The following is a 26,004-nucleotide window of genomic DNA, read 5'->3' on the forward strand; positions in this document are numbered from 1 at the left end:
GGCCCGCGTCTTACGCTCGAACGCATGGAGAGCCTCGGAACGTTCCTGAAGAGCCGCCGCGACCGGGTCACCCCGGCCGAGATCGGCCTGCGCACCTACGGCACCTCCCGCCGCGTTCCCGGCCTCAGGCGTGAAGAGCTCGCCCAGCTCGCCGGAGTGAGCGCGGGGTACTACACGCGCCTGGAGCAGGGCCAGGCCGACACGGCATCCGAGCAGGTGCTGGACGCGCTGGCCCGCGTGCTCAGGCTCGACCAGGTGGAGACCGTCCATCTGCACAACCTCGCCCGACAGTCCGCGAAGCCCGGCCTGAGCCAACCGCCTCCCGAGGAACCGCACCCGCGCGTCCTCACACTCCTGAAGTCGCTCGGCGAGACCGTCCCCGCGGTCGTCCTCGGCAGGCGCGGGGACGTGCTCGCCTGGAACCGCACCGGGCACGCCCTCTTCGCCGAGCACATCTCCTACGAGGCGCCACGGGACCAGGAGCAGCGTCCGTCGATTCCCCGCATGTTCTTCCTCGACCCCCACACCCGGGCCATGTATCGCAACTGGCACGAGCTGGCCCGCGTCCACGTCGCCTATCTGCGGCTCACCGCGGGCCGGTACCCGACCGATGCCCGGCTCGCAGGCCTGATCGGGGAACTCACCATGCACAGCGACGACTTCGCGACGATGTGGGCCACCGGCGACGTCGCCGACTGCACCGTCGGCTCCATGCACCTGCGACACCCCACCGTCGGAACCGTGAATGTGGACTACCAGGTGTGGCTCCAGCCCGACAGTCCCGACCACCGGGTCGAGGTCTACACCGCGAACGACCCGGCCTCGTCCGATGCGCTGCGGGTCCTGACCCAGCAAGCCGGCCGGGCCGACGAACCGGAGCCGCTCCGGCAGAGTTGACCCGGCCGTACTGAGCGTTCGCCGTGCGCCGAACGGCGACTCCCGTAAGACGCCCGGAAGGGGCGGGTGTCTTACGGGAGTTGGCGTGCCGGGTGTGCGTCGGTACGCCGGGGGTCAGGAAACGGCCTGTTCCCGTCTGCGCGGGAGCTCCTCGGCGGCCACGTCCGGCTCCTCGTGGCAGCCGGCGCACCGCGAGGAGGCCGAGCGCGAAGGTGAGCGCGGCGGCGACGCCGATCGCCGCGTGCAGCCCGGTGACGAAAGCGTCCTTGGCCCGCTCCGCGTCCTCGGCGGTCAGGCCCTGGGTGCCCAGCGTCGTGCCCAGGGTGTCCGCGGGGCCGGGCCGAGGAGCCGGAAGAGGAACGCGGCGAGCGGGCCGGGCTGGTCAACGTGTGAAGCCTCTGGGTTCCGGAACGTGATCTTCGCAGACCAGTTCCCACCAGGGGCTTCTCGTGTATCTGATGCCAGGTCGAGCGCCGCTGAGATTGATCTTGTCAGGGTTACCCGCGGAACTCCTGCCGGCCGCGGTCGTCTCGGTGCCATGGTGCGCCGGGCCGTGTGGGAACGGCGTCGGTGGTGAGCCGCAGGGCGTAGACCGGTCGTCCGGCCGGGTCGGGTACGGGGCCGAGGTAGTGGTGGCCGGTCATGTGGCACCAGGCGGGCAGGTCGAGCGGTGCGGCGGGGTCGGTGGCGATGACGTGGACGACGGTGCCCGGCTGGGCGCCGTCGATATGCTTGCGCAAGCGCAGCAGGAGGGTGACGCAGAGCAGGCCGGTGCCGTCGACGGTGATGTCCGGTGCGGGTAGGGCGGTCATCGGGGCAGGGTCTGGGTGATACGCCAGAGGCGGCGGGGCAGGTCGCCTTCCTCGAAGGCGTGGACCTCATTGAGGGTCCAGCCGTCGGCGAGGGCGTCGACCAGGGCGCGGTCGAAGAAGTGGACGGCGAAGCCGCCGTGCTCGTAGATGTTGTCGCCGTGGGCGGTGCCGGTGCCGTAGTGGGCGTCGCCGGTGTGGCGGACGGTGTAGACGAACGTGCCGCCGGGGCGCAGGACGCGGCGGATCTCGGCGACGGCCGTGTGGATCTCCTTGGTGGACAGGGCCATGCACAGCAGCATGTGTGCGAAGACCGCGTCCACGGAGGCGTCCGGCAGGGGCAGAGGGTCGCGGACGTCGTGGACCGCGGTGGTGACTTGCCCGGCGGTGCCCTGGGTGCGGGCTGCGCCCCGGAGCTGCTCCAGGCCGGTCGCGGAGAAGTCGGTGGCCTGGACGGTGAAGTTCTCGCGGGCGAAGTACAGGGCGTCGCGGCCGTGCCCGGCGCCGAGCTCCAGCACGTCGCGGGCCCCGGCGGCACGGAAGACGCCGGCGGCGTGAACGGCCGGTGCGGAGGGCTGCTCGCCGTACATCCCCGGGTGGGCGGTGTAGGTGTCCTGCCAGTGCCGCCGCTGGATCTCGGCCAGCTCCTGCTCGTCCGCCACGGTCTTCGGCCTCCTGTTTCGTGTCGCGGGTGCAGCTTATAGACGTGCCCTGGTTGCAGCCGGTCAGTGCCCGCGAGGGGCGTACATGATGACCGCCATGCCGGCCAGACAGACCAGGGCACCGATGACGTCGAAGCGGTCGGGGCGGTAGCCGTCGAAGGCCATGCCCCAGGCGATCGACCCGGCGACGAAGATCCCTCCGTACGCGGCGAGGATGCGGCCGAAGTTGTCGTCGGACTGGAAGGTGGCCACGACACCGTAGAGGCCGAGGGCGATGATGCCGGCGCCGATCCAGATCCAGCCCTTGTGCTCGCGGATGCCCTGCCAGACCAGCCAGGCTCCTCCGATCTCGAACAGGGCGGCGACGGCGAACAGGGCGACGGAACGGGCGACGAGCACAGGGGGTCCTTCGAAGGGGCGGGAACGGGGTGCGGGGTGGTGCGGCGGTCAGGCGGCCGGGCCGAAGAGTTCGGCCAGCAGTGCGGCTCCCTCCAGGGGGGCTCGCACCTGGAGGTGCAGGAGGGGGCCGTCGAGGTGGAGGCGGAAGTCGAAGAACGGGCAGCACTGCTGCTCGGCGGCGGCCAGGGCCGCGACGGCCCCGGCCCGGTCGGCGGGCAGGGTGAGCCGCAGGCCCTCGCCGGTCTCCTGGCGCTCGGCGCCGTCGATCAGCCGCCGCCACTGCTCGGCGCGCTCGCCCACACCGTCCCCGTCCAGGGAGCAGGACACCGGCGCGCTCCTCCACCGCTCAGCGTCCTGCTCGGCGGCCCGGCAGCTGGGCAGCACGACGACGTCGACCGGCCGGGCGGGGGCGGCGGGGGCGAGGAAGCCGCACTCCGGATCGCAGCGCCCGGGCCGGTCGGGCAGCGCGTCGAGGTGGTCCAGCGCCGTGTGCAAGGTGGCGGTGAACGCCGCCAGCTCGGCGGCGCGTGCCTCGGCGTCCGTGATCCGTGCGGCGATCCGCGGCCGCAGGTCGGCCTTCATCTGCGCGCACGCGCCCGATTCCCACACGGCCAGCAGCTCCGAGATCTCCTCCAGCGGCAGTCCGAGGTGCTTGGCCGCGCCGATGAACGCCAGGCGCTCGACGGCGTCCTCGCCGTAGAGGCGGTAGCCGGCCGGGGACCGGTCGGCGGGCAGCAGCCCGGTGTTCTCGTAGAACCGCAGCGTGGTGGCCGGAACGCCGGAGCGTTCGGCCAGCTGGGAGATCCGCATCGTGCTCATGCTGCCGACGGTAAACCTTCGACTCGACTCGAAGGTCAAGGACGGTCAGGTCCGGGGGCAACGGGAGTCGGCTTCGAGCTGACGGGGCACGGTGCCCGCGCGCAGTTCCTTGAGGTCCGGGATGTGGTTGTAGAGGGTGCCCGGGGAGACGCCCAGGAGCTTGGCGATCGAGGTGATCGACCGGCCGGGGCCGGGCAGCAGGCCGCGTGCGGCGCGGATGACTTCCTCGGTGGCGACGGTGGGGCGTCCGCCGATGCGGCCGCGGGCGCGGGCGGCGGCCAGGCCCTCGTTGGTGCCGATGACGATGAGTTCACGGACGAACTCCGCGAGGGCGGCGAAGACGTGGAAGACGAGCCGGCCGCCGGGGGTGGTGGTGTCCAGGTTCTCGTGCAGCGAGGTGAAGCCGATCCCGCGCTCGCGCAGCTCGGCGACCATGTCGATGAGGTCCTGGAGGCTGCGGCCATAGCGGTCGAGCGAGGGGACCACGAGGGTGTCGCCGGCGTCGAGGAAGGCATGGCACGCCTTCAGCTCCGGGCGGAGCGCGTTCTTGCCGGACTTCTTGTCCGCGAAGATCTTCCGGCACCCAGCCGCGGTGAGCACGTCGAGCTGCCGTTCGGGTTTCTGAAGGCGCGGGAGGGTCTGGGCGGCCTCGCGGGGCGATCTCCAGAAACGAAGGTTCTTTGAAGATCCGGACCGACCGCAATGATCCATGATTCTCTGAATTCAGGATCACGTGTACTGTCGTGGCGTGCTGACTGTTGCCTCCGACATCGAGGTGCTGGCCCGGTTCGGCCGCGCGCTCGCCGACCCGATCCGCTGCCGCATCCTGCTCGCCCTGCGTGATGCCCCCGCCTACCCCGCCGACCTCGCCGACACCCTCGGCGTCTCGCGGACCCGGCTGTCGAACCACCTGGCGTGCCTGCGGGAGTGCGGCCTGGTCGTCACCGTGCCCGACGGCCGCCGCACCCGCTACGAGCTCGCCGACGAACGCCTCGGCCACGCGCTGGACAACCTGCGCACCGCCGTGGTGGCCGTCGAGACCGACCGTGCTTGCGTCGACGCCGACGAGAAGGGCTGCTGCTGACCATGGCCGCCGAGATATCGATATTCCTCGGTCCCTCCCCGGCCCGCCGCGACGTCCTCGCCAGGCGAATAAGGCTGCTGGTCGCCGCGACGATCACCTACAACGTCATCGAGGCGGTCGTCGCCATCACCGCCGGCACCCTCGCCTCCTCCACCGCCCTGATCGGCTTCGGCCTGGACTCCGTCATCGAGGTCTCCTCCGCGTCCGCGGTCGCCTGGCAGTTCTCCGCTCGGGATCAGGCCGTCCGCGAGGCGCGCGAGCAGCGCACCTTGCGGATCATCGCGGTGTCGTTCTTCGCGCTGGCCGCGTACGTCGCCGTCGACGCCGTCCGCGCGCTCACCGGCACCGGGGAAGCGGAACGGTCGATCCCCGGCATCGTCATCGCCGCCCTCTCCCTCGCGGTCATGCCATTCCTGTCCGCCGCCCAGCGCCGCGCCGGCCGCGAACTCGGCTCCGCCTCGGCGGTCGCCGACTCCAAGCAGACCCTGCTGTGCACGTACCTGTCCGCCGTGCTCCTGGTCGGCCTGGTCCTCAACGCCACCCTCGGCTGGTCCTGGGCCGACCCGATCGCGGCCTTGGTCATCGCCGCCATCGCGGTCAAGGAAGGCCGCGACGCCTGGCAGGGCAAGGGCTGTTGCGCACCCGCCGCCGCGGTGGTGCCGTCCGCCGGTGCCGAGACGGACGCGTGCGGCTGCCGTCCGGGCTGCGACTGCTGCAACTGACCGCCCGCAGTTTCTGGAGGCCCCGGCATCACTCGACGCCGGGGCCCTCAGCCGTCCTCGTCCTCGGTGTCTTCGACAGCGTCGGGGTCCCGGAGGGGACGCAGGCCCCGGCCGGGGCCGCCGGCCTTGATGTTGAACAGGTAGCGGCCCAGGAAGTTGATGTCCGGTCCTTGAGCGGGGAGAGCCGGGCGACGTCCTCGTCCTTGACGTCGTGGCCCTCGGCGCGGAGCTGGGCGACGGCCGCGTCGAGGTAGCGGGTGTTCCACAGGACAACGGCGTTGAGGACCAGGCCGAGGGCGGCGAGCCGGTCCTCCTGGCCCTCGCGGTACGCCTGCCGGATCTGGCCGCGGCCGCCGTGGCAGATCGCGCGGGCCAGGCGGTGACGGGACTCCTGGACGGTGAGCTGCCGGTTCATCAGGCGGCGGTAGATGTCGTCGACCGGGTCGACCGGGTCGACCAGGGCGAGCAGGTGCATGGTCTTGTCGATCCGCCCGTACTCGGCGAACGCGGCGCCCAGCGGCGTGGGGTGGCCCTCGCGCCCGAACATCCGCAGCAGTCGTAGGCCCGGACCTGGTTGGTGATCAGCGATCCGGCGACCCGGAGCATGTCCGGCCACTGCGTTTCGATCCGCCTGAGGTTGACCTTGTGGCGGGCGATCTCCTCCAGCGGCCCGTACCCGCCGGCCGACACCTCCCCGTCAGGCAGGTCGGCCCGCCAAAACCTCTGATCGGGAAGGTCGCGGAAGCGCGGGGCGAAGCGGAAGCCGAGCATCTTGTACAGGCCAAAGGCCATGTCGGAGTACGAGGCGTTGTCGGTCGCGACCATCTCCGGCTTCACCCCGCCGTCGAGGTTCAGCAGGGTGTCCAGTGTGTAGAGGCTGTCGCGCGGGATGCCGCGTACGACCATCGCGCCGATCCCGCGACCTGGTCGTTGACGGCGTTGAGCCAGGTCACGCCGCGTTTGTAGCCGTAGTACTTGGGTGAGGGCCCGGTGTTGGTGCTCTTGACGGGGACGACGAAGCGCAGGCCGTCGACGGAGGCGAGCAGCCCGCCGCCCCACATCTGGGCCAGCCCGACGCGGGACTGGGCGGTGATGAGCGCGGCGTTCGCCGCGACGATGGTGTCGGCGCGCAGGCAGTTCTGGCCGACGTGGGACAGGCGCGAGCGGGTACGGGACGTGCACCGAGGTGCCCACGCGCCCGGAGCTGGAGCGGTTCTTCTTCCTCGATGACGACGACCGTGATCTGATCGCGCTGCGGCGTACGGACGCGCACCGGCTGGGCATGGCTGTGCAGCTCTGCACGGTCCGCTTCATCGGCCGTTTCCTCGGTGAGGACCCGCTCGCGGTGCCGTGGGAGGTCGTGGAGTACCTGGCCGGGCAGCTCGGCATCGCCGACTCCTCGTGCAACATCGGCCTGACCCCGGTCATCGACCCGGAGAACAAGGCCCTGAGCGCCTCGGCCTGCTCCTCAGTCAGAAACTCCACCGGCACGGTCGGACCGTAACCAGCGTCACCACCCGCCCGACGATCTTTCCGGGAACCCCAGCGAAGGCCCCGGCAGGTGTGCCGGCCGAGCAAGATCAATCTCAGCGGCACTTTCTGCACCGCAACTGCTCACACCCGAATACCCTGAGCCCCGTTCGCACTACCTGGGGAGACTCATGACAAGTAGGTTCACTGAGTTGGCCGTTGACTGCCAAGATCCGGAGAGGCTCGCGGCCTTCTGGTGCGAGGTCCTGGACTTCAAGGTGATCGACCGGAGCGAGGGCAAGGTCGAGATCGGCTCCTGGGTGCCGACCGTCGAGGATGTTCGGGCCCGTCAGATGCCGCCCACCCTGCTCTTCATCCAGGTACCCGAGGGCAAGACCGTGAAGAACCGGCTTCACCTCGACGTCAGCCCGATCGACGGCAGCACCGAGGACGAAGTGACCAGAATACTCGGCCTCGGCGCCACCAAGACGGATGTGGGCCAGGGGTCAGACCGAAACTGGGTGGTCATGGCAGACCCGGAGGGCAACGAGTTCTGCGTCCTGCGCACCCTGGCACCGCAGGCCTAGACCGCGAGCGGGCACGCGACCCCCAGGCCGGGGAACGCACCTGGCTCCACTCCCCAGCCGAGTGCGCCGCCCGGCGCCGCACGACAGTCAGGTGAGGCCGGCGGTGGCGTTGTCCTCCCAGCCGTCCACCCGCTGGAAGTAGCCGTTCATGGAGCGGGAGTGCCGGGCCCATCCGCCCTGGTCGGCAATCGCCACGGCGTCCTTGCCCTTCTTGCGGGCGGCCGTGGCCAGACCGATGCGCAGGGAGTGGCCGGTCCAGGCAAGCGAGATTCCGGCACGGGCGCTGATCCGCTTCACGGCCCGGGTGACGGAGTCGGGGACCATGCCGCCGGTGACGTTGCCGTGCCGGTCGACGCCGACGAACGCGGGGGCGTCCGGCTCCGACCAGTGCGGCGGGGCCTCGGCGGCGAGGCGGGCCCGGTACGTCTTCCACGCCTCCACCGGGCAAATCTCCGGGTCCTGCTGGTAGTTGACCTTCGCGTCACGGACGCTGTGCTTGGTCTTGCCGGTGAGCACCGACACGACCAGGCCGCGCGGGGTGAGGGCGACGTCCCCGGCGAGGAGGCCCGCCGGGTCCTGGGCACGCGAGGCGTAGTGGAAGCCGGTCAGGACGAGCGCCTTGTCCCGGGCCCCGGCGAGATTGTCCGGGCAGGCCCTCGCCACGCGGTACAGGTCGGGGACCTCGGCCGCGGCGGCCTGGCCCCGGCCGCGCCGCTCCCCCGCCTTCAGCAGCTCCACGGCGGCCGCCTCCAGCGTCGTCCGCGCCTGCGCCTGGTCGTCCCGGTTCACCTCCGCGCCACGGCGGCGCAGCTCCACGACCGCCCCCGCGAGGATCGTGCTCGCCGACGACGGGGCGTAGCCCGTCCCGTCGACCCGGCCCCGATCCAGCAGCCACACGACGAACGCCACCAACGCACCACGCGTGCACTCCAGTTCCGGGAAGCCCTGCGTTCCGCAGAACCGCGTCCAGACCTTCCACGCCTTCGCGTACGTGTCCGACGTGTTGGCCGGTCGAAGTCGCCGCCGCACCTCGTCCGCGAAGTCCTCCGCGTCCGCGAGGCGTTGGGCGACCTCTACGCCGTGACGCTGCGCCCACTGTGCGACGAGAGGGGACCGCTCCGCCGGAACGGGAGCTGTGCCGGCCTCTTCGGACGAGTGCTCGGTGGTGGCGGTACTCAACGGTCGCTCCCCCGTCTTCTTCTGACGTCGGATAAGGAAAGGTTATCCGATGCGAGGACACACGTCGCCTCCGCGGAGACCGGTCCCCCTTCATGTAGATTCCGCAGAACCGGGTAAGAATCTGACAGAAGGCCACATGAAGATCACGATCGAGGGCGCGGACCGGGACTTCGTCGAGAAGCTCGTCGCGCTCGCCGCAGCGCACCACGCGGAGCTGACTGTCGCCGCCGTCGACACCGCCTGGACCGTCGAGCGCGCCAAGCGCTATCTGCGCTCGCTGACCGCCGGCGCCCGCCGGTTCGCCGAGATGGTCATCGTCGACGGCGACGGCTACATCGACGCGGACCAACTGCGCTCCGCTCTCGGCAAACTCAACGGCCCGACCGTCGCCCTGTCCCGGGCCGTCCCGCGCGGCGTGCGCGAGGGCTGGTGGCCCGAGGGCGTCAGCGCGCCCATCACTCCGGTCTACGATCCGGACATTTCGAGCTGGCAGAAGGTCATCGCCTACGAGATGGCCAGTGACAGCGTCCCCGTCTTCCGCTCCGCCTTCGCCGCCCTGAACACCGGGCACACAGTGGCCCCCGCGTCACCGGAGCCGCCCGCCCCTTGGAATGGTGAGGCGCCGTCCGCCTTCGCCGTACCACCCGGATGGGGAGCCGCCGACGACGTACCGCTGGTCACGCTCGACGAGGACGGCGTCCACGCAGGGCCCGACGCCGGCAGCGAGCGTCAGCGGGGCAGATGAGGCAGGTCAAAGGGGGGTTGCGCGTCTAACCCCCCGCTCCCGCACAGTCGGCGCGGCCCGTCACCCCGGCGGGCCATGACAACCGCCTTGCAGGAGTGATGCCGCCATGCCCGCCCTCGTCTCCCTCGCCCTCGACCGGGGCCTGGACCTTCTCGGCACGGCCCTGAGCCAGTGGCTGCTCGTCGTACTCCTGGCCGCTGCCGCCGTGGGCAGAGTGCTGTACCGACGGAGCCGGGCCACTCCCGCGGAGCCGGCCCGCGTCCGCCGCTTCACCCTCCTGCGCACTGAGGACGCCGACGGCACGCCAGTGCGGTACGAGACCACCCGGCCGACCGGGACCAAGATCACTCCTTGGATTCACGGCCGCCAGCGCCTCTACGAACTGACGGACGTGCAGCTTGAGGACGGAACCTACGCAGCCGAGCCTCTCGACCAGGTCTGACCGGCGAGTACCGACGGCCCAGCTCCCGTTGCGACGCGTCGTGCGGCCGTCTCCCCCTCGAAGTCCTCGGTCTTGCCCTTCGCGCGGAGGTGCGTTCATGATCGTCATATGGGTAGGCCATCGGTGACTCTGGGCGAGATCGTTGTGGACGACTGGCCAGCCGTTCACTCGTGGGCGTCTCTGCCACGGGTGTGCCGCTATCAGTCCTGGGGGCCGAACACAGAAGTCCAGACCCGGGAATTCGTGTTTTCCGCGGTCACGGCCTGGTCGGACACCCCTCAGCGCCGGTTCCCGTTTGTCGCTCGCGTCGAACGGGATGTGGTGGGCATGGGTGAACTGCACGTCCGCAGCCATAAGCAGCGCCAGGGCGAGATCTCATACGTCGTGCATCCCCGAGTGTGGGGGCAGGGCATCGGCACGGAAATCGGTCGGCAGCTGCTCGCCTACGGGTTCGACGAGCTGGGGCTTCATCGGGTCTATGCGACCTGTGACCCGCGGAATCACAGCTCCTGCCGAGTGCTGTCCAAGATCGGTATGACGCTTGAGGGACACCTGCGCCACACGGCGCTGCTCCGTGACGGCTGGCGAGACTCCATGCTCTTCAGCAGCCTCGAAGGGGAATGGCGCGCCCCTGTGTAGCCCGCAGGCGGGGCGCTTCCGCTTCTCGGTTCTGGCACGCGTCTTGGGGAGTCGGGGACGCGTCCATCCGGCCCACTCGTCGTACGGCGAGCACGATGACGACCATCAGCCCTGCCGCCGCGTCCGCCATCAGTACGAGAAGCAGGAGACAGCATGCGGTGAGGAGGCCTTCTCCGCTCGACGGCTGCTTGCCGACAGGTTCGGGACACGGATCAACCCCGGCGAGCTGATCAGACCCGGTCCAGGGGTCGGTGCGGACCGCTGGGAAGTTCGATCGCGACATCGTCGCCGGGGCGCACCACACCGCCTTCCTTCACGACGCTCATGATTCCGGCTTTGCGCACGATGTTCCCCGCCTCGTCGCGGCCGACGACCTGCTTCAGCAGCCCGTCCTGGAAGTTGTCGATCTGCAGGCAGGGGTTGCGGAGGCCGGTGACTTCCAGGACCGCGGAGTCGCCGACGCGCAGCAGTGTGCCGACGGGCAGGCCGAGCAGGTCGATGCCGCGCGTGGTGATGTTCTCGCCGAGTTCTCCGGGCGCCACCTCGAATCCTTCGTCGCCGACCTCGTCGAAGAGCTCTTCGTGAATGAGGTGGACCTGGCGCAGATTCGGCTGGGTGGGGTCCTGCGCGACACGCGAGCGGTGCTTGACCGTCACACCGGCGTGTACGTCCCCCTCCACGCCGAGCCCGGCGAGCAGTCTGACGCTGTCCCGGTTCGGCTTGGTGAACGAGTACTCCCCGTTGCTGCTGACCGCCGTAACTCTCCCGCTCATACCTCGAAACCCCCTCGTCGGTAACGGTGTCCGCCCCCGAGCCTAGCCCTGGCCGCAGCACAGGTGCCCGGGCGTTCGGCAGAACCCAGGCCCTCTGCTCGACAGCCCGACCGCACCTTCACGACCTCGGGCGTCTCCACTGCTGGCATCAAGTGGTCGGTCAGCGTCACGGCTGCGCCCGAGTGCCAGGGGGCGCCCGGCCGGCGGAAGTGATGGAAGCGATCAGGAATCCGCTGGTCAGAGCAGTAGCCTCAGGTGGCTGGCCTGAGCGTGGTCTCACGCGGCATACTCGACGCATGGCTGGCATCGAGATCGACGACACCACCGCGGACGCGCTGCGGGCCCTGGCCGACGCCGCGGGACTGCCGCTGGACGCCTACCTCGCGCAGGTCGCCGAGGAGAAGCGGCGCGAGCGCGCGCTGGCCGAGGGCGCGGAGATCTTCCGGCAGGTGACCGGCGACCCGGAAACGGCCGCTGCGTTCGACGCCGAGTACGGTGGCTCTGCGCCGGCCCGGACCGCCCCGCGGGCGGCCTGACCTGTGCCTGCCGAGTACTACGTCGACTACCGGTGGTTCCTGGAGCGCCAGGCTGAGCTGCTGGACGATCTCGCGGTAAACGACTACTCCGTCTTCGTCGGCCTGGCCGCCCGGCACAAGGTCGACCCGCCCCGTCATGACCAGCATCACCCGGACGCCTTCTGGCGTGCGGCCGTGATGCTGGAGGAGTGCGTCGTACTCCGGCCGCTTCCTGCCCGCAACGAGCTGTACGGATTCGGTGTCGCCGTGGCGTATCTCGGGATGCACGGGGAGCGGGTGAACACCAAGTTCGAGGCCTGGCGGGACCTCATCGCCGACATCACCGCCCTGCGTCTCGACTCGTTCGCCGTCGCCGAACGGCTGCGCTCGCTGCGCCTGCCGGCGGCCTGACCTCGCTGTCGCCCTCCCCCTCCTCCACACTCAGGGTTTCTGCGGGCGGTCAAGGCAAAGGCCATTAGAGGCGAGAGCCGGGGCGTGTTGCCACCGCGAGCACGGACCATACCCGCGGGTGCGGGGAGCAGCCGAGCGTCAGCGGTCCCTCGGCCGGCGCGAGGGATCATCCCCGCGGGTGCGGGGAGCCGTCCAGCAGCTGCTGGGTGAGCCGGGCCACCCCGGGACCATCCCCGCGGGTGCGGGGAGCAGTGTTCCGGTTCGAGGTGATCGGTTCCAGCCAAGGGACCTCCCTGCGGGTGCGGGGAGCAGACTGCTTGACCTGCGTCTTTATGACTACAGAGACGCGGTTTCAGTGACCTTTGCAGTTTCCGATAAATAGGGCATGGGTAGCTCCGTAGCTACTTGGCGGGTCAGCCGCTCATTTTACGTCTCGAAGGGCCTTCTCCCTGAGGGCTCTTCGGGCTGCCCTTCTCAGGCTGTCTTCACGGAGGCGTAGGTCCAAGGTCGAACACTCCCGCGAGACTTGCCCGGATCACACTGTCTCCAGTGCGCACGACCGACACGAGGTCACCCCGCAGCTCGTCCGGCATGCCCCCTCCCCCAAGGGCGCAGGCACTCACCAGGTCACGGCAATCCTGCGCTTGCCGGCCCGAGGCGATCGCGGTGAACAAGGGGCTGGTCAGGGTCTCGCGGGCCGCGTAGCCGTCCCGGGCCTGCGTCGTCCTGCGGTGGAGGTCGTCGACGATGCGGCGTGCGGCAGGTGTCTCGGTGGAACCGGTCGTGTCGAGGACTGTGAGGCCGAGGCGGGTGTCGAAGACGGTCATGCCCGGTTCGGTTTTCCGGCCGATGTACGCCGCCACCAGGTCCGCCGCTTGGCGGTCGACCGGCTGCCCGGTGGCGCGGCGGCACAGGACGGTCAGGCAGGCCGTGACGGCCTGTTCCCACGGGTCGCCGGGCGTCGTGTCGGCGAGGAGGGCAGCGGCCCGGGCGGTGTCGTCGGTGGTGAGCGCGGCGAGTACCGCGGTCTGGCGTCCGTCGAGCATCCGGCTGCCGACGCCGCGATGGGCCTTGATGTGTGCTTCAGCCTCGGCCCACCGTCCCGTGGTCGTGAGGGTGCGGGTGCCGTCGGCGAGGAGTACGCGCCACAGCCACGCGCGGACCTCGTGACGGTCCTCGTCCGTCGCGGTGAGGTCCGACGGCACGGCGACACCCTCGAACTGGGCGAACATACCCGCCTCGACCGCCGCGTACAGGTCGAGCAGTCGCCGGCGTCCCTCGTCGGCGTGGCCGGCGCGGATCTGGAGGCGGGCGAGGTTGACGACGGGTTCCAAGCCCCGGATGGCGCTCATGCCGGGGAGGGGGCAGGCGTGGAGGTAGGCGGCGGCGTGGTGGCGGCACAGCTCGCGGGCGAGGTCGGGGAGGCCGACGTCGGAGGCGATGAGCGCGGCCTGGTTGCAGGTGGACGATGCGAGGCCCTGGTCGCTCTTCTCGACCGCGGTGCCGGCGAGTTCGGCCAGGGCACGTACGCGCTCGGGCAGAGGCGGGCAGGGAGGCCGGAATCGGGCGATGAGCGGGAAGCGTTGGGCTGTGGGGCCGTGCGGGTCCATGGGTCCCCCGGGTGGGAGTGGGAGATGGTGCCCGCCGGCCGCATGCCGGCCGGCGGGCACCGTCCGTCCGCTGTGTGGGGCGGCGTCAGCGCCAGTCGACGACGATGCGGTTCAACGGGGTGTCGAGAGTGAAGAGGCCGGGGCTCGGCTCGGTCGTGGGGGCGTCGAGGGGCCGGAGTTCGAAGGTGGCCTCACGGCCGCGGTACTCCCGGTCCCAGGTGCGGACGGCGTCGGCGACCCGCGCGGCCAGCTCGTCGCCGCCGGGGCCGTGACCGATGACGCCGAACTCCCAGAGTTTTCCGCCCTCCGGTGTCTTCCGTTCCGACACGCGCCGCGCGAGGTAGGCGACGGCGCCCTTGTCGACGACCGCCGAAGAGGAGGGGTAGGGGTCCTCCGTGAGGAGAGTGCCCTTGGCGGTCCGGGGGAACAGCATCCGGATCAGGCCCGAGGGCAGGGAGCAGGTCACGAACAGCTCCATCCACTCGGGCGACTCCATGGCGCGGACCGTCATGCCGGTCCACTCCTCGGTGCGCGGCTGGTACAGGACGCCGGCGAGGGCGTCGGCGTCGATGTTCTGGCCGGCCGGGGCCTGCAGCCGTACGGTGCCGTCCGTGCTGAGCGGGATGACGCGGCGGGCGTCGTCGGCGATGCCGCGCCGCAGCGGCATGAAGGTGTTCATCTGGCTGCCGAGCGACACCCACCGGCCGTCGCGCTGCTCGTAGGCGACGGAGCGGGACACTGTGCCCTTGAGGCGCTGGGGAACGAGGAGGCGGCCGCAGGGCGCGAGCTGCCGCAGCCAGGTGTGCGGCACTCCGTGCGCGCCGACGGTGGCCACGATCCGGTCGTACGGTGCGCCTTCCGCGTGGCCGAGGGCCCCGTCGCGGGTCACCGCCGTGACGTTGCCGATCCCGGCGGCGGCGAGGTGCGCGCGGGCGCCCTCCACCAGGTCGTCGTCGACGTCGAGGGTGGTCACGTGGCCGCTCTCGCCCGTCAGGTGGGCGAGCAGAGCGGCGTTGTAGCCGGTGCCGGCGCCGATCTCGAGGATGCGCTCGCCGGGGCGGACATCGAGCTGGTCCAGCATGAGGGCCACGACGCCCGGCTGGGAGGCGCACGAGATCGAGGTGCCGTCGGTGTCGTACTTGATGTTCACCGGCGCGTCGGCGTAGGCGTCCTCGAGCGACGCGTCGGGCACGAACACGTGGCGCGGCACGGTCCGCAGGGCGTGCTCGACGGCGGGCGTACGGGCGTACCCCTGCGCGCGCAGCCCGTCGACCAGGGCGTTGCGGAGGCGTACGGCGTCCGCCCCGGGGGTTGCGATCGTGTCGTTCACCCCGTGGACGCCCTGCCTCCCGGTCGCTGTTTCACCGGACGGTGCGGCGTTGTCGCTCGTTCCCATGACTACCTCTCGTGCGATGTCGGACATGGCGCTCTGGTCTCCCCTGAGGAGACCGGCGCGGTTGGAGTGGAAGATCGTGTGGTGGGCGATGACGGCTCGGAGACCGCGGGTGAGGGCACCACGACCTGCGAGGGCGGCCAGCTCGGCACCCGCCCGCTCGAAGGCGGCCACCCATCCGCCGTGCCCTGCGAGCGGGCCACCCGGGAGGCACAGGCTGTGGGCGTCCACCGTCATCAGTTTGCGCATGGCGGGGCCGAGTTCGGCGGCCCCGGCGCCGGGCGGACGGCCGGTTGCCGGCCGGAGGGCGGCGACCTTCGCCCACACGTCGCCCTGCTCGAACCAGTCCAGTCCGGCCGCCCGCATCATCGCGCTCGCCAGCAGCACGGCGGTTTCCCGGCGTCCGAGGTTTTCCGGGCCCGGTCGCCGGTGGGTGAGCAGGTGGCGGCTGTCCCGGTGGAACAGTTCGTGGGCGACTTCCATGGCGTCGGTTCCGCCGAAGGCCTCGGTCTCGGGCTCGTAGACGCAGGGCAGCCACGACACGACCGGGCCGCCGTCCTGGACAAGGTCGCTCAGCACCGCTTCTACGGCGGGTGACGGCTCGTCGGCACGGTACCGCAGCGGCCAGGGCTGCTTGTTCATGAACCACCAGCCTGCGAGCTGCCCATCCTGTTCGGCGGCGAGGAGGACGGGGGCGATGCGCTCGGAGACGGCGCGCTGCGCGCTCTCACGGTCGGCGAAGGTGATGTTGTGCTGCTGCCAGCGGTCAGGGGGCACGCGGATGTCCTTCGGTCGGTGGTCGGTGGTCGGTGGTCGGTGGTCGGTCATGCGACGAGCAGGCAGGCGTCCCAGGCGGTGCGGGGCGGTTCGGCGGCGCCGGACGCGAGGAGTGCCAGCGCGATACCGGCTGCACCGTCGAGGAGGCCGGGGCCGCGCTCCTCGTCCTGGATCAGCGCCGTGGCGGTGTGCGCCGGGTCGGTGTCGGGCGGATGTACGGCGGCCAGGAGTGCCGGGATCACGGCGCGGAGTTGTCCGGCTGTCGAGGGGTGGGCGTCGTCGGCCGCCCGGGCGGCGATGTGAGCGAGGCCGGCGAATCCGTGGCACAGGGCGTTGTCCGTCGTGGCTCCGAGCTGGGCGGGATCGGTGAGAGCGGCCACGAGGGCGTTCTCGGCGTCCAGTCGGCGACGGGTGTCGCCGAGGGCGAGTGCGGCGAGTTGCCGGGCGCGGGCGAGACCGGCGGTGCCGTAGCACCAGGACGGCCGTCGCGGTGCGGACGGAACGAGGCGGTCGGCGCGCAGCTCGGGGCGGGTGACCCAGTACGGCCACGCCGGGCCGTCGTCGGTGTCCTCCTGCCAGTTGTCCAGCCAGGTCAGAATCCGGCCCACCGCTTCGTACTGGCCCGCGACGAAGGTGCCGTGCCGGGCGGCGAGCGCCAGCAACGCCAGTACCCCGCCGATGCCGTGCGCCATGCCGCTGTTGGCGTGTCCGCCGGGGAAGCGTTCGTCCGGGCGGCCCGACGGACCCGTTGGCGTCCACCATCCCGGCAAAGTTTCTCCGTCATGGATGATCGGCTGGGTGAGGCGTACGCAGTAGCCGAGGACGGCGCGCAGGACGGAGGAGTCGGGGGCGCGGCGCAGGAGGTGGGCACCGTAGCCGGTCAGGCCCCGGACGGTGTCGAACTCGGCGAGCGCCGGGAGTAGCCCGGTGTCGATTCGTCGGTGAGCGGCGTCGACGCGGCGCTTCGCATCGGCCGCCGTCTGCCGGTCCAGGGTGGCGAGAGCGCGTCGGTAGGCGCCGGGCAGGTGGTCGGCGGCGCAGGCCAGTGCGTGCGCGAAGGCGGGCGTCCCGTAGAACGGGTGGCTGTCGGGACCGCTGGTGAGCGGCTCGCGGGAGGCGGCGGCGAGCCAGTCGTGGGCGCGCTGCCACGGGCCGAGGCCGGCCGCGGCCCGTTCGATGTGCAGGAGTGCGATGCCGGGGAGACCGAGGGCGAGGTGCTGCCGGTGTGCCGTCGGGAACGGCACCCCGCCGGGGTCGGCGAGGTGCTCGGCGACGGCGTCGGCCACCAGGCCGAGCGCGGTCTGCGCCGTCTGTGCCGTCTGTACGGTCATGACGTCCTCCCGGTGGTGCGGGCGGTCCAGGCCAGGGCGGCGGCTCGGGCGAGGTGGAGGCAGGTCTCTTCTTCGGGGAAGTTCACCGCGATGTGCCGTACGAAGTGGACGTGCAGCAGCGAGGTCAGGACGTCGTCGAGGGCGATGCCCTGCGTGTGGGGTCCGGGCAGATGCCTCCGATAGGCGGCGAGCGCCGCGTCACGGTCCGCCCACGCCTGGACGATGGGCGTTCCTCCGGGGGCGGCGCGCAGGGCGGCCCAGTCGTTGCCGGGGTCGGCCAGACGTACGGCGTCGGCGAATTGCGGGCGCGGTACGGGGCCGGGCGCCGTGGGCGGGATGTGGTCGATCAGCCAGCGCGTCCCGGCTTCCGTGCTGCCGAGGAACGCGGAGGCGATGGAGACGGTATGCGCGGCCACCAGTGTGCGCTCGTGGGGGCGCCGCGGTTGGGAGAGCTGGGCGAGGACGGCCCGCGAGTCCGCGCGGAACACGTCTTCGGCCGCGTCCCATGCGGCACCACAGCCCCAGCGCCCCGTCTCCCGGTAGGAGGTGGGGTACCGCAGGTCCGCCAGCAGGCCGGCGTCGCGCAGTTCGTCGGCCCACACACTCACTGTCCGGGCCGTATCGGCGAACGCATCGGGCGTGGGGAGCGCGATGCGCAGGCGCAGGTGCTGCTCGGGGTCGCGGAAGCGGACGAACCACCACGGCGGGCCTCCGAGCCGTTCGAGCAGGTCGGGCAGGTAGCGGGCGAGCAGCGTGTCCTGGCGGCGAGCGCCGCCGTACAACGCGGCCAGCAGCACCGACGATGCGGCCGGGGTCTGCGTCTGGGCTGTGGAGAGGGCGCGGGCCGGGGTGGGAGCGGGCAGCTCTGACCACGGAGACGGGCGGGTCGCCCGGAGCGGCACCACCACCTCGTGGGCACGGTCGTCGCACCAGCCGAACGCCCCCGGCTCCGCCGCCTCGACGAGTACGGCCTGGCGTCTCCGGTCGAGGTGGTGGCGCAGCAGCATGCGGTGGCCGGCCTCGTCGAGGTCGAGGAAGAGACGCCGGTCGTCCTCCACGAGGTGGACCCGCTGGGGCAGCCGCCGTCGGGCCCGCCAGCCGGTGAAGGCGGCCTCCCATTCGGCGCGTGGGCGTGCGTGGCCAGGCAGCTCGGAAGCATCGAGGCGCCATCGGGCCGGGATGAGCACGACGCGCCCGTACCGCAGGCGCGGCAGAAACGGCATCGCCGCCGCGGCGCCCCAGTCGAACACGGTGACCTGCGCGCACTGGGCGCGGGGCAACTCGGTGAGGAAGCGCACGAGCGGCGGGGTGTGCGTGCGGAGGTTGAGTGCGTGCATCCCGACGGCCTCGACGCGCCGGCCGCGCTCCGGATCGGCCAGGTACATGCGGCGGCCGTCGCACCCCACCGCCAGGTCCGCGGGCACGAGGACGTCGGCGTCGGGTGCCCGGTGTTCCTGGAGGCTGATCACGGTCGGCAGGACTCGCGGGGTCCGAGTGACGTGGGCGCTCTCCGGCAGCAGCGGCGGAAAGGAGAGCTGCGCGGGCACGGTGTCGCCGTCGGCGGCCGGGAGGCCGGACAGTTCGGCGGCCAGGGCCGCACGGTCGTCCGGGGACAGGACGCCGAGAAAGCGGCCCGTGGTCACACCGGCGCCGCGGGACACGCTCACGACCTCCAGCCGGAACCGCCCGCGCCGCAGCTCGTCCACGCCGGCCGCATGGACCCGCACCCCCACCTCCAAGTGCGGCGGCACGCGAGGTTCGTCGGGTCCCACGTCCAGGGCGTCGATCAGCTCGTCGGTGAGGAGCACCTCGTCACGGCCGTCGAGCGCGGCCGCCTGCGCCAGCCGTACGAGGGTGTCGTCGCGGGCGGAGAGGCGTGGCCGACGGGCGCCGGGCGAGGAGCCCGGGTAGCCCTCGGGGTAGCCGACGCCGCTGTCGGCGACGACTTCCTGGAGCGGCACCATCGTGCCGATGCCGTACCGCTCGTAGAACCGCTGGTGGTACGCGCCCCACGCCGCGGTGCCGTAGGGGCGGGCGCTGACGCGGGTCAGGAGCAGCGCGGCGCGCTCGGTCTCACGGGCGACGGCGCCCGGCAGTACGAGCTGCGCATCCAGGCGCAGGTCGAGCGCGACGGGGTGGCGGCGCAGGCCGGGCACGAGGGCCCTCATCCGGGCTGCGGCACCCTCGCGCCCACTACGCGAAGCGCACCTCGTCAGCGCGGTCCGGATCTCCCCCAGTTCGCGCACGGTCCCGGCGAGAGCGGGGAGGGAATCGGTGCCGGCCAGGCGGAGCTGGTCGAGGAGATGTCCGAGGGCGTCGGTCTCGGTGCTCGGCGCGTGCAGGCCCGTGATCAGCACCCGCCGTCGGATCAGCTCGGCCAGCAGGCGGCGTACCTTTGCCGGCCCGGCTTCGGGGAACTCCGACTCGAGCTTGTCCGCGAGCTCACCGGCCCGGACCGGCTCTCGCGCCGCGGCGAGGACAGCGCGCACGGGCGCGGTCAGGGCCAGGGACGCCTCGACCGCGCGAGGCCGCTCACTGCGCTTACCCCGGTCGCTCCGGTCGCCTCGGTCGCTCCGGTCGCTTCTGTCATCGGATTGGAACGGCACGACGAGCCGGTCACCGCGGCTCGTCACGGTGTTGTTGACGACAACGGGCAGTCGTTCGAGGAGGTCCGGGCAGGTCTCCAACCGCTCGACGACAGCGGCCAGCCACTCGGCGCCCGCACGGCCGACGGCCACGTGTTCCCCACCCCAGGCCACACTCGCCTGCGTGCCGAATCCCGCGACGGTCACACCGGCGAAGAGCCCGAACGGCGTCGCCCTGTGCTGGGAACGCAGCAAGTAGCGGGCCACGGAGAGCGCCGCACGCCGTACGTCGCGCGCGGACGGCTCGACGCCCCCCGTGGACAACTCAGCGGGCATGCAGAGGCTCCGTACCCGCGCGGCCAGAACCGGGCTGGCGTGTTCGAGTGCTTCGGCGAGGTCGTCGTCGGCCAGGACCGCACGCAGCCACGCGGTGCAGGAGGCGACTCCGGCGACGGAGCGGTCGTCGAGGTCGGGAAGCGGAGGGCATGGCGGCGCCGGCCGGGCAACGGCTCGTAGGAGAGCGGTCGTGCCGGAGCGGAACGCCGGGTACTGATCAGCCACCACTACCTCCGTGTGTGCGGGATGGGGGCGGCTGGTGCCGCTGCGCCGCGAGATGCGGCGGCGGCACCAGCCCGCGAAGGCGCGAAGACGCGGAGTCTCCGGATGCCCTCGGGATGCTCAGGCGACGTTCGTGGTGCAGGCGCCGCAGGTGGATCCGCAGTTGTCGTCGGTCAGGTTGACCAGGCCCGCCGGGTCGGCCACCTCGACGAGGGAGACGTCCAGGTCGAAGCCGTCCGGCGTCCTCGGGGCCTGCCGGCTCACCTGAGTGCTGTTCGGTACTACCGTGTTGCGGGTCATTTTCGACTCCTTGGTGGTTGGAAGGTTGCTGTGCGGTGCCGCCCGCCCCCGGCCGTACGGCACGGTGCCCCATGACCGGAGGCGGGAGTCTGGTGGGGCGGCGGTAGCCGGCCGCCGCTCTCGGGAGGTCATGCGGAGACGGGCGAGGTCGGGTCCGGGAGGCCGGTGCAGCCTCTGAGGCGCGTGCTCACGCCCCGCTCCTCAGCAGGAGTTCGGCCCAGACCTCCTTGCCCCACGGGCGACTGCGCGGACCGTGCAGGTCGTAGCCCCAGCGGTCGGCGATGCCGTCGATCAGGAGCAGGCCACGCCCTGACTCGTCGTCCTCGCCGGCCCGCCCGAGAGCAGGTAGGCGTGAGGGCTCCCGGTCCACCACCCCGACACGTATCCGTGTCGCGCTCGGCCGCCCGACGATCAGGCGGATCGACCGGCACGTCGTGTGCGTGACGGCGTTCGCGACCAGTTCCGACATGATCAGCGCGGTGACGTCGGCGGGGTCGTCGAGGTGCCATGCGCCGAGGACGTCACGAACGAGCGTCCGGCCTGCTTCGGCCGTGGACGGCTCGCACGGGCAGGTCTGGCTGTAGGCGGGATGTCCGGTGGCTGCGGTTTGCATGAGAGTGATCAGACTCGTCATCGGGGTTGAGCCCTCGCGTCGTCTCGGTGCCCGGCCCACCCTGAGAAGGCGCCAGGAGAAGGCCGGACCGTCACCGGCCGCCCGCTCCGGAGAAAGGGGCGAGCGGCCGACACCCAGACAACTCGCTTCCGCAGTCGGGTGGTTAGGACGATCCACCCTCCGCTCCGAGGAAAGACCTAGGGCGATTTGACTACTGCTTTACCTGGTGGGTGAGGGGTCGCCAGGGCTACCGTGCGGGCATGGACACCACGCGCAACGTCGTGCTCGAGGCGTGGATGGCCGAACACGGCTACAGCTCCAACAGCCTCGCCGATGCCGTGAACAGTGCTCTCGAGCGCCTGACCGGGCGGCTTGGCGGACTCGACGGCTCGTCGGTCCGAGCCTGGAAGGCGGGCCGCGTCATGTGGCCCAAATCAGCCACCCGCAAGGCGCTCGAGGACATCAGCGGCCTGCCCGCCGTCGCTCTGGGGTTCGTGCCACGGGGCCGGTCTTCGTCCACCCCAGCCCCACCGCAGCAGGAGGACCCCGACATGAAGCGCCGTACCCTCGTCGGCGGCATCGCTGCCGTTGCCGCAGCAGCAGCGGCCGCGCCCGGCACCGCAGGGCCCCGCCGCATCGGCATGAGCGACGTGGACCGCCTGAACAAGCGCTTCGCCGAGATCATCGCCAGCGATCACCGACACGGTGGGCAGCTCGGCATCGAACAGCGGGCGGCCGCGCTCGCCGACGAGGCACTGAACCTGCAGAACGCCGGCAGCGCCACCCAGCGCGTACGCAGCAGCCTCTACGCCTCCGCGGCGGCCTTCCGGTCCTCGGCGATGTGGGCCGCCATCGACGGCCGCCGCTACGACGTAGCCAAGGGGCACATGCGTGAGGCCCAGGCCCTGGCCGAGATGTCCGGCGACCAGGCGATCAAGTTCCGCATCTGGAGCCACACGGGCACCATGTACCGCCACATGGGGCGACCCGCCGACGCGTTCGCCGCGAACGACGTAGCCCGCAGCCTGCACATCACGCGCCGCGACCCGATGTTCGCTTCCCTCGGCATGGCCCGGCAGGCGGCGATCCACGGCGCGGCGCACGACCGCACCGGCACCCGCCGTGCGTTCGACCAGGCACAGGAAGCCATGCTGCGCGCCGACCCCGGCGACTACCGGCCCGTGTGGCTGCTCGCCTTCTACGACCAGGCCGAACTGCACTCCCTGGCCCTGTCCGCCCATCTGGCACTCGGCGACCACCCGACCGCCGAGTACCACGCCCACCGCTGCCTTTCCGCTCTGCGGCCCCACATGGTCCGCTCCCGGGCCATCACCACGACCCGTCTCGCGCACGCCCAGCTCGCCCAGGGCGCCGCCGACGCCGCCACGACCACCGCGATGAAGGTTCCCGCCGACGCCGCCACCCGGCACGCGCGGGTGACGCGCATGCTGCAGGAGTTCGGGGCCGCGCTGCGCGCCACCGCACCGCGCAGCTCCACCGTGCAGGCCTGGACCGAGCACACCGCCTCCTGGAGGATGGCCGCATGACCACGGCGCCCACCATCGAACTGCGCACGTTCACCACCCTCGACACCGCCCGCGGCGACCTGCTCGACGTCTACGCCGATGTGCGGGCCCCGCTCCTCCACCTGCCGAACTACGCGGTCACCGCGTTCGGCGAACGCCTGGACCGGCACGGCGGCGAGCCGGGATTCACCGCTGTCCTCGCCTACGCGGACGGGCACCCGGTGGGCTACGCCTACGGCAACTCCATCGAGCACGGCGACCGCTACTGGCAGCGCACCAGCCCGGCGCCGGCGGACACGTACACCGAGCGCCCGGCTGTCGCCCTGAAGGAGATCGGCGTCCGGCCGGCGTGGCGGAAGACCGGCACCGCCCGGCGTATCCACGACGCCCTCCTCGCCAACCGCGACGAGCCCTTCGTCACCCTGATGGTCAATCGGGCCGCGGGCGACGGCAAGGTCCACGCCCTCTACAGGTCGTGGGGGTACGAGGACATCGGCCAGAGCCAGCCGTCACCGGCGTCGCCGGTTCTGACCGTGATGATCCGTGCCGTTCGCTGATCGCGGCGGGTTACCAGGGTGCGCCCACGGCTGACCGAGGGCCCTGCCCGCAAGCCGCGTCGTACCGTGTTGCGCTGAAGCAGTCACGCGAATGACGGCCACCGGTCGGCGGCCCACTCCCTCCAGCCCTCCCAGCCGGCGGGGGGCTGGTCGAGGGCCCCGTTGCCTCCCAGCTCCCCCGCATCGGGCTCCTCGAAGTGCGCCCGTCCGTGCGTGATGTCGGCCTCGGTCATCGGGAGCGTGTCTTCGGGGGCGGTGGCCCAGCGACGGCCGATCCGGGCGCGCTGGGGCTCTTCGTCTACCGGCAGGTAGACCATGCGGCAGCACGCGTCCTCGGCTTCCACCAGCCAGCGGATCGCGGACCGTTCGTCCCGTGACCAGCAGCCGTAATCCACCACTACGTTGGTGCCCAGCTTGACAGCCTCCAAGGCGAGCCAGAGCATCCGCCCTTCCAGCACGTCGCGCTTGCCGTCCGCCTCCATCGTGCCGCACAGGGGGATCATTCAGTCGTCGGGCGTCAGCCGCAGCGCGCCGTGCTCTTCGGCGAGCTGCCGCGCCCTTGTGGTCTTTCCGGCCCCAGGCAGGCCGGCCATCAGGAACAACGTGGTCACCGCCCGATCGTGTCAGGGCAACCGGGCGGATGACCAACGCTTTCTCCGACTGGTCGCGGCCTGAGCCAGACCCGGAACGGATCCTGCTCGACGGCAAGTACAGCGCGGGGCCATCCCCGCAGGTGCAGGGAACAGAGGCAGTGCCATGCTGCGCTCCGCTGGGCGGCTGGGCAGGGTGCGCTCCCCGCGTGAGACCCTGCCCAGCCGCGGCGAAGGCATCAGATGGCTTGAGGGGCAGTCTCCTCAGAACTGCCAGCTGCCAACCCCACCTCGACTTCGCCGATGTCGCCTCCAGTGATCCACCTACGGATCAGTTCCCGGTCCTCCTCGGACAGCGACAGGCGTGCGTTTGCGCACAACGTATAGACGTTTTCCACCCACGCGTCGGAAAGAGTCTCCGCTGTAACCCCTTCGGACATCCCTTGCCCTACGTAGAGGAGCCCTTTGAGGACGAAGTTGACAGCGTTGCGAGTCACCGGGTTCCCGCGCGACTCAGTTTCGTCCCGAACTCTCTTCGAAGTCGGATACATCTGGAATGCATAACTCTGCAAATCTCGCGCAAGAACCTCGAACAGCAAAGCATAGGCATCCGGCTGCAACGCCGGCACATCGGTCAGGGCACTCACTTGAGCGAGAAGACGAGGAAGCTGCGCCCGACCACCCTTGTCCTCAAAAGAGTGCAGCGTTGGATCGAGAATGTATCCGGGCGGCGCAGCCACATATTCAAGATCGCCGCAATGAGTCTTAACGAACCCACTGAAGCTTCCGGCGCCGTACCACGCGGACTCCTTTATCGAGGGGTCGATCTTGAGCGCCGCCGTTGCTGCGGCAGCCGAAGCGAGCGGACTGGGAGCTGCCCGTACGACGCGGTAAATCTCCTTAACGACCGCTTCGCGCTTGTCGCTGCTCATTTGTTGCGGAAAGACGACCGCAACCTGCTCGACTTCGTCATCGAGCGTCACCTCAGCCGCTTGGAACTCATCCCAGCGGGAGGCCGCGGCGAGCTGCTCAGGCGTCACGAACACATCACATGTCGCCCGGAAGGCAGCAGCACTCAGACCGGCCGCCACCACCGTCGTCCACCGATCCTTGGCCCGGAGCCTCTGCAGCACGGGGGTGAAATCGGCGTCTGCCGACATGATCACAAACTCGTCGTACCGGGTCTCGTCCGCGAGAGCATCCATGATGTCGAGCACCATGTAGATGTCGGCACTGTTCTTACCTCGGGAAGTCAGAGGCGGGCAGTCGATCGACCGAAACCCGCTGCGCGTGAAGAAGGCGCGGTACTTACCGAAAGCATCCGGGTTGATATACACGTTCCGCACAAGGAAGCGGCGATCGGGATCACGCTGGGCGACTTCCCCCGTGCCACTCTTACCTTCCAGCCAATTCATCCACCTGTCCGGGCGGGTTGCAAACGCTTCCGCCGCCTCCGGGTCCACGTTGCGGAGCCCCAGATAGATGTTGTCGAAGTCCACAAATAACGCCGACTTGGCCGTCACCGAATTGACACCGTCGAACGACTCTCTACTCAACGACCCACCTCCACTCATCATTTCGTGGGGCGCTCGGGGAAGCGATCCACGTAGCCAGGACATCGGAGTGAGAAGCATAGCTGGCTCTGGGCTGCCGCGTTCACGGATCGACAAATCGAACAGAACGAACAGCCGGGAATTGCCTCAGCCGCTTTCATCCCCTTCCCTGGTCCGGAACAAGGTCTGCCTCAGCGCGTTCCGATGGCGCGGGGAGCAGCCGAGCTGGGCGGCCTTGGTCATCCAGGAGCGGGGACCATCCCCGCGGGTGCAGGGAGCAGACTGTTCGACCTGCAAGTTTATGACGGCCGCAGCGTGTTCTCAGGGACTCTGAAAGGTTCCGGCAAATTGGACATTGCAGCCAATGGCGCAATGAAGGCCGAGCGAGCTCCGCCCTACGTCAACCTCGCAATGCCCCGCCCCCCGAAGGACCGGTGACAAAGCAACAACTCCCCCCC

Annotated in this window: 26 protein-coding genes and 2 pseudogenes; 12 read left to right on the forward strand and 16 right to left on the reverse strand. The window is 70.8% G+C overall.

All coding sequences use genetic code 11. The features are described from left to right. The first annotated feature begins 24 nt into the window (after nt 1-24). Nucleotides 25-897 (forward strand): helix-turn-helix transcriptional regulator, encoded by an 873-nt coding sequence (locus tag AMK11_RS35590; protein WP_073732265.1) that lies wholly within the window; start codon nt 25-27, stop codon nt 895-897. A gap of 497 nt (nt 898-1,394) precedes the next feature. Here AMK11_RS35590 and AMK11_RS35595 read toward each other — a convergent pair whose 3' ends face one another. From AMK11_RS35595 to AMK11_RS35615, 5 genes are all read right to left on the reverse strand, one after another. After that, nucleotides 1,395-1,709 carry a sulfurtransferase TusA family protein gene (locus AMK11_RS35595; RefSeq protein WP_073732266.1) on the reverse strand — a complete coding sequence of 105 codons (315 nt, stop codon included), beginning with the start codon at nt 1,707-1,709 and terminating at the stop codon, nt 1,395-1,397. Beyond that, nucleotides 1,706-2,368 (reverse strand): class I SAM-dependent methyltransferase, encoded by a 663-nt coding sequence (locus tag AMK11_RS35600; protein WP_073732267.1) that lies wholly within the window; start codon nt 2,366-2,368, stop codon nt 1,706-1,708. The genes AMK11_RS35595 and AMK11_RS35600 overlap by 4 nt, the downstream gene beginning before the upstream one ends. 63 nt (nt 2,369-2,431) lie before the next feature. Continuing rightward, nucleotides 2,432-2,767: a YnfA family protein gene (locus tag AMK11_RS35605; RefSeq protein WP_073732268.1), complete on the reverse strand. Its 336-nt coding sequence runs from the start codon at nt 2,765-2,767 to the stop codon at nt 2,432-2,434. Nucleotides 2,768-2,815: 48 nt separating this feature from the next. After that, nucleotides 2,816-3,586, reverse strand: coding sequence for a MerR family transcriptional regulator (locus AMK11_RS35610; protein WP_073732269.1), 771 nt, complete (start codon nt 3,584-3,586; stop codon nt 2,816-2,818). A 45-nt stretch (nt 3,587-3,631) separates the two neighbouring features. After that, nucleotides 3,632-4,186 (reverse strand): recombinase family protein, encoded by a 555-nt coding sequence (locus AMK11_RS35615; RefSeq protein WP_241847164.1) that lies wholly within the window; start codon nt 4,184-4,186, stop codon nt 3,632-3,634. Between the two features lie 148 nt (nt 4,187-4,334). On the opposite strand from AMK11_RS35615, the gene AMK11_RS35620 reads away from it, so the two are divergent. Both AMK11_RS35620 and AMK11_RS35625 read left to right on the forward strand, forming a co-directional pair. Continuing rightward, nucleotides 4,335-4,670 carry an ArsR/SmtB family transcription factor gene (locus AMK11_RS35620; RefSeq protein ID WP_073732270.1) on the forward strand — a complete coding sequence of 112 codons (336 nt, stop codon included), beginning with the start codon at nt 4,335-4,337 and terminating at the stop codon, nt 4,668-4,670. Nucleotides 4,671-4,672: 2 nt separating this feature from the next. After that, a complete protein-coding gene (locus AMK11_RS35625; protein ID WP_073732271.1) occupies nt 4,673-5,392 on the forward strand; it encodes a cation transporter in 720 nt (239 codons plus the stop codon). 47 nt (nt 5,393-5,439) lie between these two features. On the opposite strand, the pseudogene AMK11_RS38930 reads toward AMK11_RS35625, so the two are convergent. After that, a pseudogene (locus AMK11_RS38930) lies at nt 5,440-6,561 on the reverse strand (transposase); the annotation flags it as partial. 17 nt (nt 6,562-6,578) lie between these two features. Between AMK11_RS38930 and AMK11_RS35635 the strand changes: the two are divergent. Beyond that, the gene (locus tag AMK11_RS35635) at nt 6,579-6,896 is read left to right on the forward strand and encodes a DUF4158 domain-containing protein (protein ID WP_198941544.1); all 318 of its coding nucleotides are present in this window, start codon (nt 6,579-6,581) and stop codon (nt 6,894-6,896) included. 157 nt (nt 6,897-7,053) lie between these two features. After that, nucleotides 7,054-7,449 carry a VOC family protein gene (locus AMK11_RS35640; RefSeq protein ID WP_073732272.1) on the forward strand — a complete coding sequence of 132 codons (396 nt, stop codon included), beginning with the start codon at nt 7,054-7,056 and terminating at the stop codon, nt 7,447-7,449. 87 nt (nt 7,450-7,536) lie between these two features. Here the strand turns inward: AMK11_RS35640 and AMK11_RS35645 are convergent, their stop codons facing one another. Further along, entirely contained in the window at nt 7,537-8,628 is a 1,092-nt protein-coding gene (locus tag AMK11_RS35645; protein ID WP_073732273.1) for a tyrosine-type recombinase/integrase, read from the reverse strand. A 136-nt stretch (nt 8,629-8,764) separates the two neighbouring features. Here AMK11_RS35645 and AMK11_RS35650 point away from each other — a divergent pair, with 136 nt between their 5' ends. The 3 genes from AMK11_RS35650 (at nt 8,765) to AMK11_RS35660 (ending at nt 10,454) form a co-directional block, all read left to right on the forward strand. Beyond that, nucleotides 8,765-9,373 (forward strand): hypothetical protein, encoded by a 609-nt coding sequence (locus tag AMK11_RS35650; protein ID WP_073732274.1) that lies wholly within the window; start codon nt 8,765-8,767, stop codon nt 9,371-9,373. Between the two features lie 106 nt (nt 9,374-9,479). After that, nucleotides 9,480-9,815: a hypothetical protein gene (locus tag AMK11_RS35655; RefSeq protein ID WP_073732275.1), complete on the forward strand. Its 336-nt coding sequence runs from the start codon at nt 9,480-9,482 to the stop codon at nt 9,813-9,815. A gap of 123 nt (nt 9,816-9,938) precedes the next feature. Beyond that, nucleotides 9,939-10,454: a GNAT family N-acetyltransferase gene (locus AMK11_RS35660; RefSeq protein ID WP_241847165.1), complete on the forward strand. Its 516-nt coding sequence runs from the start codon at nt 9,939-9,941 to the stop codon at nt 10,452-10,454. Between the two features lie 230 nt (nt 10,455-10,684). Here AMK11_RS35660 and AMK11_RS35670 read toward each other — a convergent pair whose 3' ends face one another. Further along, nucleotides 10,685-11,227: an MOSC domain-containing protein gene (locus AMK11_RS35670; RefSeq protein WP_073732277.1), complete on the reverse strand. Its 543-nt coding sequence runs from the start codon at nt 11,225-11,227 to the stop codon at nt 10,685-10,687. Nucleotides 11,228-11,523: 296 nt separating this feature from the next. On the opposite strand from AMK11_RS35670, the gene AMK11_RS35675 reads away from it, so the two are divergent. Then, nucleotides 11,524-11,763 (forward strand): antitoxin MazE7, encoded by a 240-nt coding sequence (locus tag AMK11_RS35675; RefSeq protein ID WP_073732278.1) that lies wholly within the window; start codon nt 11,524-11,526, stop codon nt 11,761-11,763. Nucleotides 11,764-11,766: 3 nt separating this feature from the next. Next, nucleotides 11,767-12,153: a hypothetical protein gene (locus AMK11_RS35680; protein WP_055419567.1), complete on the forward strand. Its 387-nt coding sequence runs from the start codon at nt 11,767-11,769 to the stop codon at nt 12,151-12,153. A gap of 485 nt (nt 12,154-12,638) precedes the next feature. Here the strand turns inward: AMK11_RS35680 and AMK11_RS35685 are convergent, their stop codons facing one another. The 6 genes from AMK11_RS35685 to AMK11_RS35710 all read right to left on the reverse strand — a co-directional run bounded on the left by AMK11_RS35685 (nt 12,639) and on the right by AMK11_RS35710 (nt 21,341). Further along, complete coding sequence (locus tag AMK11_RS35685; protein WP_198941545.1) at nt 12,639-13,763, reverse strand: hypothetical protein; 1,125 nt, start codon at nt 13,761-13,763, stop codon at nt 12,639-12,641. Nucleotides 13,764-13,848: 85 nt separating this feature from the next. Further along, a complete protein-coding gene (gene fxlM / locus AMK11_RS35690) occupies nt 13,849-15,933 on the reverse strand; it encodes a methyltransferase, FxLD system (protein ID WP_073732279.1) in 2,085 nt (694 codons plus the stop codon). Nucleotides 15,934-15,980: 47 nt separating this feature from the next. Continuing rightward, on the reverse strand, nt 15,981-17,264 hold the full coding sequence (locus tag AMK11_RS35695) for a lanthionine synthetase C family protein (RefSeq protein ID WP_073732280.1): 1,284 nt from the start codon (nt 17,262-17,264) through the stop codon (nt 15,981-15,983). After that, the gene (locus AMK11_RS35700; protein WP_073732294.1) at nt 17,261-20,272 is read right to left on the reverse strand and encodes a lantibiotic dehydratase; all 3,012 of its coding nucleotides are present in this window, start codon (nt 20,270-20,272) and stop codon (nt 17,261-17,263) included. Before AMK11_RS35700 ends, AMK11_RS35695 begins: the two co-directional genes overlap by 4 nt. Before the next feature lie 255 nt (nt 20,273-20,527). Further along, nucleotides 20,528-20,707, reverse strand: a complete 180-nt coding sequence (locus AMK11_RS35705; RefSeq protein WP_073732281.1) for an FxLD family lanthipeptide — start codon at nt 20,705-20,707, stop codon at nt 20,528-20,530. Between the two features lie 187 nt (nt 20,708-20,894). Then, the gene (locus tag AMK11_RS35710) at nt 20,895-21,341 is read right to left on the reverse strand and encodes an ATP-binding protein (protein ID WP_073732282.1); all 447 of its coding nucleotides are present in this window, start codon (nt 21,339-21,341) and stop codon (nt 20,895-20,897) included. Between the two features lie 239 nt (nt 21,342-21,580). On the opposite strand from AMK11_RS35710, the gene AMK11_RS35715 reads away from it, so the two are divergent. Further along, nucleotides 21,581-22,867 (forward strand): Tat pathway signal sequence domain protein, encoded by a 1,287-nt coding sequence (locus AMK11_RS35715; RefSeq protein ID WP_073732283.1) that lies wholly within the window; start codon nt 21,581-21,583, stop codon nt 22,865-22,867. After that, on the forward strand, nt 22,864-23,403 hold the full coding sequence (locus tag AMK11_RS35720) for a GNAT family N-acetyltransferase (protein ID WP_198941547.1): 540 nt from the start codon (nt 22,864-22,866) through the stop codon (nt 23,401-23,403). Before AMK11_RS35715 ends, AMK11_RS35720 begins: the two co-directional genes overlap by 4 nt. 83 nt (nt 23,404-23,486) lie before the next feature. On the opposite strand, the pseudogene AMK11_RS35725 reads toward AMK11_RS35720, so the two are convergent. Both AMK11_RS35725 and AMK11_RS35730 read right to left on the reverse strand, forming a co-directional pair. After that, nucleotides 23,487-24,014: pseudogene (locus AMK11_RS35725) on the reverse strand (AAA family ATPase). Nucleotides 24,015-24,232: 218 nt separating this feature from the next. Beyond that, the gene (locus AMK11_RS35730; protein WP_073732284.1) at nt 24,233-25,516 is read right to left on the reverse strand and encodes an NYN domain-containing protein; all 1,284 of its coding nucleotides are present in this window, start codon (nt 25,514-25,516) and stop codon (nt 24,233-24,235) included. Nucleotides 25,517-26,004 lie beyond the last annotated feature (488 nt).

The sequence above is a fragment of the Streptomyces sp. CB02414 genome (assembly GCF_001905385.1).
In the GTDB taxonomy this organism is placed as follows: domain Bacteria; phylum Actinomycetota; class Actinomycetes; order Streptomycetales; family Streptomycetaceae; genus Streptomyces.

Excerpts from the sequence above, each read along its gene's own strand:
- AMK11_RS35685 (WP_198941545.1), bottom strand. The coding sequence starts at position 13,763 with ATGGACCCGCACGGCCCCACAGCCCAACGCTTCCCGCTCATCGCCCGA.
- AMK11_RS35610 (WP_073732269.1), bottom strand. The coding sequence starts at position 3,586 with ATGAGCACGATGCGGATCTCCCAGCTGGCCGAACGCTCCGGCGTTCCG.
- AMK11_RS35595 (WP_073732266.1), bottom strand. The coding sequence starts at position 1,709 with ATGACCGCCCTACCCGCACCGGACATCACCGTCGACGGCACCGGCCTG.
- AMK11_RS35655 (WP_073732275.1), top strand. The coding sequence starts at position 9,480 with ATGCCCGCCCTCGTCTCCCTCGCCCTCGACCGGGGCCTGGACCTTCTC.
- AMK11_RS35715 (WP_073732283.1), top strand. The coding sequence starts at position 21,581 with ATGGACACCACGCGCAACGTCGTGCTCGAGGCGTGGATGGCCGAACAC.
- AMK11_RS35675 (WP_073732278.1), top strand. The coding sequence starts at position 11,524 with ATGGCTGGCATCGAGATCGACGACACCACCGCGGACGCGCTGCGGGCC.
- AMK11_RS35650 (WP_073732274.1), top strand. The coding sequence starts at position 8,765 with ATGAAGATCACGATCGAGGGCGCGGACCGGGACTTCGTCGAGAAGCTC.
- AMK11_RS35625 (WP_073732271.1), top strand. The coding sequence starts at position 4,673 with ATGGCCGCCGAGATATCGATATTCCTCGGTCCCTCCCCGGCCCGCCGC.
- AMK11_RS35670 (WP_073732277.1), bottom strand. The coding sequence starts at position 11,227 with ATGAGCGGGAGAGTTACGGCGGTCAGCAGCAACGGGGAGTACTCGTTC.
- AMK11_RS35720 (WP_198941547.1), top strand. The coding sequence starts at position 22,864 with ATGACCACGGCGCCCACCATCGAACTGCGCACGTTCACCACCCTCGAC.
- AMK11_RS35710 (WP_073732282.1), bottom strand. The coding sequence starts at position 21,341 with ATGACGAGTCTGATCACTCTCATGCAAACCGCAGCCACCGGACATCCC.
- AMK11_RS35695 (WP_073732280.1), bottom strand. The coding sequence starts at position 17,264 with ATGACCGTACAGACGGCACAGACGGCGCAGACCGCGCTCGGCCTGGTG.
- AMK11_RS35640 (WP_073732272.1), top strand. The coding sequence starts at position 7,054 with ATGACAAGTAGGTTCACTGAGTTGGCCGTTGACTGCCAAGATCCGGAG.
- AMK11_RS35590 (WP_073732265.1), top strand. The coding sequence starts at position 25 with ATGGAGAGCCTCGGAACGTTCCTGAAGAGCCGCCGCGACCGGGTCACC.
- AMK11_RS35705 (WP_073732281.1), bottom strand. The coding sequence starts at position 20,707 with ATGACCCGCAACACGGTAGTACCGAACAGCACTCAGGTGAGCCGGCAG.